The sequence below is a fragment of the Paracoccus sp. TRP genome, from assembly GCF_000185925.1.
GTDB lineage: Bacteria > Pseudomonadota > Alphaproteobacteria > Rhodobacterales > Rhodobacteraceae > Paracoccus > Paracoccus kondratievae.
In genome coordinates this window covers 1-3,258 of sequence record NZ_AEPN01000097.1, presented here as the reverse complement: position 1 = coordinate 3,258, position 3,258 = coordinate 1, and the positions used below count along the sequence as shown (strand labels likewise).

General features: G+C 60.5%; 4 protein-coding genes. 3 read left to right on the top strand and 1 reads right to left on the bottom strand.

Annotated features, from left to right (window positions below):
* The first annotated feature begins 80 nt into the window (after positions 1–80).
* The 3 genes from PARACOCCUSGL_RS0119865 (at position 81) to PARACOCCUSGL_RS0119855 (ending at position 2,936) form a co-directional block, all read left to right on the top strand.
* Entirely contained in the window at positions 81–1,013 is a 933-nt protein-coding gene (locus PARACOCCUSGL_RS0119865; RefSeq protein WP_010400778.1) for an IS5 family transposase, read from the top strand.
* A gap of 264 nt (positions 1,014–1,277) precedes the next feature.
* Positions 1,278–1,982, top strand: coding sequence for an NUDIX domain-containing protein (locus tag PARACOCCUSGL_RS0119860; RefSeq protein WP_010400775.1), 705 nt, complete (start codon positions 1,278–1,280; stop codon positions 1,980–1,982).
* Positions 1,983–2,210: 228 nt separating this feature from the next.
* A complete protein-coding gene (locus PARACOCCUSGL_RS0119855; protein WP_010400772.1) occupies positions 2,211–2,936 on the top strand; it encodes a hypothetical protein in 726 nt (241 codons plus the stop codon).
* An 83-nt stretch (positions 2,937–3,019) separates the two neighbouring features.
* Here PARACOCCUSGL_RS0119855 and PARACOCCUSGL_RS0119850 read toward each other — a convergent pair.
* Positions 3,020–3,258: IS5/IS1182 family transposase (locus tag PARACOCCUSGL_RS0119850; RefSeq protein WP_010400770.1), on the bottom strand; the 239-nt coding region annotated here is incomplete at its 5' end.

Below are 3,258 nucleotides of genomic sequence, written 5' to 3'. Positions count from 1 at the left end.
CTTGCGCAAGGGGCGGTTATACATGTTGCGCAAATGGCTGACGGGATTCATCTTGCGAATCCAGTGTGCTAGCAGGGAGCATGAGCAACTGGACCCCAACGAGATACAAGACCACGAACTGGTCGTCCTATAATTCTGCCCTGAAGCGACGTGGCTCGCTGACGATCTGGTTTGATCCGTCGAAGATCTGGTCGCCGCCTCCGAGCGGCAAACGAGGCCGCCAGCAAGCTTACAGCGATGCGGCCATCCAGGCTTGCCTGACGCTGAAAGTGCAGTTTGGCATGCCGTTGCGGCAGGTGACGGGCTTTGTCGAAAGTCTGCTCGGTCTGGCGGGGCTGGACTGGGCGGTTCCAGATTACAGCACGCTATGCCGCCGACAGAAGACCCTGACGGTGGATATTCCCTATCGGGGTGGCCACGGCCCGTTACACCTGCTGATCGACAGCACCGGCATCAAGGCGGAGGGCGAAGGCGAGTGGAATGCCCGCAAGCACGGTGGCACCAAGCGGCGCATCTGGCGCAAGGTTCACATCGCGGTCGATGAGGAAACGCTGGAGGTGCGGGCCGTCGAGGCGACCGGGAGCGATATCGGTGATGCGCCGATGTTACCGGAATTGCTCAGCCAGATCCCACCCGATGAGGACATCGGCTCCGTGACTGGCGACGGGGCTTTTGATACCCGCAAGTGCCATGACGCAATTGCGGATCGAGGGGCAGAGGCGATCATCCCGCCGCGCAAGAATGCCCAACCCTGGAAGCCGACAACTGCCGGCGCGGGCGCCCGCAACGAAATCCTCCGGGCCGTCAAATATCTCGGTCCGGCGATCTGGCGACGATGGAGCGGGTACCACCGCCGAAGCCGCATCGAGGCAAAGATGCATTGTGTAAAACGTCTGGGTCAGAGCCTCATGGCGCGGGACTTCGACCGGCAGGTCGCCGAGATCCAAATCCGCTGCGCCGTCATGAACCGTTACACGGCTCTCGGCACGCCCACGACAATGGCCGCAGGATAAGTCTGTCCAAGGAAAGGGGAACTATACCCAAAGCACCTTTTGCGCAACAAAGCCATTGCGGGCAGGAAATCACCAGCCTCGGCCTTCTTCCTCATATCCTAGGAACCGAAATGATGGCAGGCAACGCAACCATGCCGGATTTTTGTGGATTACCGGACAGGGGCCGGATGTCCCCACAGGTCCCGCAAGATGAGGTGAGCAAAGAATAGCGGTCTTTACTTATATCCGCAAGAGTAATAACCAAGTAAAAAAATAAGAGCCACCATGCAACAACTCAGCGACTATTCACACCCCGCACTTGCGGTCGATATCATCGCCTTGTGCGTCCGGGATGCGGGGCTTTACTGCCTGCTCATCCGTCGTGAAGACGGTGATGTGGTCGGCGGCGACTGGGCGCTTCCGGGGGCATTCGTGCATCAGGGCCAGCCCCTTGAAGAGGCCGTTGGCCGTGCGGCGCAAACCAAGGCGGGGATCGGCGACCTTCATCTCGAACAATTGGCGGCGTATGGTGATCCGGGCCGGGACCCTCGCGGTCATGTCGTGTCGATCGCCTGGCTGGCGGTGGCGCCGGAAGCGGCCTTCCGAAGCCGCATGGCAGGGCGCCAGGATCTGCAACTGGCCCGCGTCCATATACCGGGGGCCAGCTCTTCCGTTGCCATTGTGAAGAATGACGCAGATGTCCCTTTGCGGCTGGCTTTCGACCATGAGGCCATTCTGGCGGATGCGGTCCGCCGATTGCAGGAAAGGATAGGATCCGGACCTGTCGGCTTTGCCTTCCTGCCGAAGCGCTTCACCCTGCGAGATGTGCAGCAGGTCCATGAGGTCATTCTCGGACGCTCATTGGCCAAACCGGCTTTTCGGCGCAAGCTCCTGGATCACCATCCTCTTCGCGCGACCGGCGAGTATGAGACCGGAAACGCATTCCGACCGGCAGAGCTCTATGAATTGGATGCGAGCAACAGGACATGACCACGAATTGCAGCCTCTCCTCGGCCGGTCAGAGTATAGTCGCCTGACGACGGCCGTGCGCATGCGGTTTGTGAGGCGGTCCCGGAGGATTTCCATCGGCCGTTCTCGCTCTGACGGGAAGACGGCTCTTGACGACTCAACGGAATCAGCTGGGCTGCTTGCCTCCGCGCAGCTTGGCCATATGATCGTCAGCAAACCTCCATCGAGAGGACAAAGACAGGCCCTTCCATGATCGACTTCCGCCCCCTGCCTGACGACCATCCCGACCTGGCCCTGTCGCCCATGTTCCGCGCCGCCTCGTTGACGCTCGGCTACGCCTTGGAGCAAGGCAGCATCGGCCTGACCGCCACCAAGGCCTTCAAGCGGGATTTCGTGCATTGGGCGGTGGAACACTTCCAATGGCCCGGCAAGACCGCCGAGGAGATGTTCCGCTACAGCAAGGTGGTGAACGAAGCCGATTTCCCGCCGCTCGAATTGCTGCATTTCATGCTGATCCGGTTGCGCCTCGGACGTCATTACAAGGGCACGTTTCGCGCGACGAACGACGGCAGGATGTATGCGGGACAGCCCGGTGCGCTGTTCGACAAACTGGTGCCGTTTTTCCTGCTGGCGATGGATCACGCCGCCTATTCCCGGACCGGCGAGGAGGCACCGGGGAACTGGGACACCTGGCTCAACGTCATGAACGTGGAGATCGAGAACGGGCTGAGCGAGCGAGAGCTCTACGGGGTCTTCTACGGTGAGGGGCCGAACTGGGACAATGACGGCTGGCGGCAGATCGGCGTCTTCAGTTCCTGTGTTCTGAAACCGTTGGAATGGGCTGGGTTCATCACGTCGCAGGAAGCCAGTGAGCCGGATGGGCGATCGGCGCACATGATTTTCAAGACGCCGCTTTGGCGGTCGGTCCTGAGGCTGGAGACCGACAGGCTTGTCAACCCCATGGTTCGGCATTGATCCCTGTGCCGGTATGGCGCGGGCTTCGAACTCCATAGAGCTGGGTGTTTGCGACACCCGTAGGGTCAGGACTCGTTGAGCTATCATAGCCAGAACATGACGGTCGCCGCTAAGGCGATGGCGGAGAGGAAGACCTTCGGACAGCGGTCGTATCGTGTTGCCACACGCCGCCAATCCTTGAGCCTGCCAAACATGATCTCGATGCGGTTGCGGCGTTTATATCGGCGCTTGTCGTATTTCACCGGTTTCTTTCGCTGCTTCCGGCCAGGGATGCAGGCGCGTATGCCCCTGTCTTTCAACGCTTCCCTGAACCAGTCGGCGT